Genomic DNA, 1638 nt, shown 5'->3' on the forward strand with positions numbered 1-1638 from the left:
GGGCGACCAGCTCGACGCGGTCGTCGACGCGATCAACGCCACTGGCTTCGGCCTGACGCTGGGTATCCACTCGCGCATCGACGAAACCGTGGAGCGGATCATCCAGCGCGCGAAGGTCGGCAACATCTACGTCAACCGCAATCAGATCGGCGCCGTCGTCGGCGTGCAGCCGTTCGGCGGCCAGGGCCAGTCGGGCACCGGCCCCAAGGCCGGCGGCCCGCACTACCTGCCGCGCTTCGCGACCGAGAAGACCGTCACCATCAACACCACCGCCGCCGGCGGCAACGCCTCCCTGCTGACGTTGGGTGAGTAGCCGCGGCTTGCGCGGCATGCCGCGCGCGGCTGCGAACGCCCGCCATGCTTTGGCGGGCCGGAACGAGTGAGCGCGTTGACGAAGCATTGCTTCGTGCGCGAACGAACGCCCGCCGTGCTACAGCGGGCCGGATGAGTAGCCGCTACTTGTGCGGCATGCCGCGCGCGGCGACGAACGCCCGCCATCCTGTGGCGGGCCGGAACGAGTAACTGCTAACCATCCCTGCGCAACTCACCTCCCCCGCCCGCGGGGGAGGTCGGCACGCATAGCGGGCCGGGTGGGGGCACGGGCCGTCACGCACAAGCGCCCCCATCCCAACCTTCCCCCGTAACACGGGGGAAGGAGCAAAAGCACAGCGCACGCGTCACCTTCCCAATAACGCGGGAAAGGGCCCCAGCACCTTCACCACACAGCTCACCTCCCCCGCTCGCGGGGGAGGTCGGCACGCATCGCGGGCCGGGTGGGGGCACGGGCCGTCGCGCAAAAGCACCCCCATCCCAGCCTTCCACCCGTAAAGGGCGCAATGCCCCGTAAACGGGGGAAGGAGCGAAGCGGCACCGCGCACGCGTCACCTCCCCCGCTCGCGGGGGGAGGTCGGCGCGCATCGCGCCGGGTGGGCGCACGGGCCGTCGCGCAGAAGCACCCCCATCCCAACCTTCCCCCGTAAACGGGGGAAGGAGCAGAGCAGCAGAGCGCCGGCGTCACCTCCCCCGCTCGCGGGGGAGGTCGGCACGCATAGCGGGCCGGGTGGGGGCACGGGCCGTCCACGCAGAAGCCCCCCATCCAACCTTCCACCCGTGAAGGGCGCAATGCCCCGTAAACGGGGGAAGGAGCAAAAGCAGCAAGCGCACGCGCCACCCTCCCCACTACGGAACGCACCGGGCATCCTTCACCGCGCGAGGTCTTCGGCCCCTTCCGTCGGCGCAGTCGGCAGCACGGTCCGCAGCCCGCGGGCCTGCAACCGCGCGAGCACCCCGGCGACCATCTCGACGTTGCGGCCGTGGCGCGCGCCCTCGTGCAGCAACACGATCGCGCCCGGCGCCAGATCCGCATCGATGCGCGCGACGACCTTTGCTGCGTCGCTCTCTACCGCGTCGAAGCCGCGCGCGCTCCAGCCCACGCGCGCTAGGCCGGCGTCGCGCAATGGCGCGTGCACAAACGGATTGCTGTGGCCGACCACCGAGCGGAACCACACCGGCGCCCGCCCGGCGATCGTCGTCAACGTGCGCTGGCAATCCGCGATTTCGCGGCGCATCTGCCTCGGCCCCAATGCCCAGAACCGGGCCTGCGGGTGACGCTGGGTGTGGTTGCCGATGTCATGGCCA

Annotated in this window: 2 protein-coding genes; one reads left to right on the forward strand and one right to left on the reverse strand. The window is 71.0% G+C overall.

What is annotated here, in order from left to right:
* A partial coding sequence (locus ACOJUJ_RS03105; RefSeq protein WP_420125379.1) for an aldehyde dehydrogenase family protein occupies positions 1 to 313 on the forward strand: 313 nt, incomplete at its 5' end.
* A gap of 889 nt (positions 314 to 1202) precedes the next feature.
* Here ACOJUJ_RS03105 and ACOJUJ_RS03110 read toward each other — a convergent pair.
* On the reverse strand, positions 1203 to 1638 hold a 436-nt coding region (locus ACOJUJ_RS03110; RefSeq protein WP_420125380.1), incomplete at its 5' end, for a polysaccharide deacetylase family protein.

Origin of the sequence: Longimicrobium sp. (assembly GCF_048594345.1) — a bacterium.
Classification (GTDB): Bacteria; Gemmatimonadota; Gemmatimonadetes; order Longimicrobiales; family Longimicrobiaceae; genus Longimicrobium.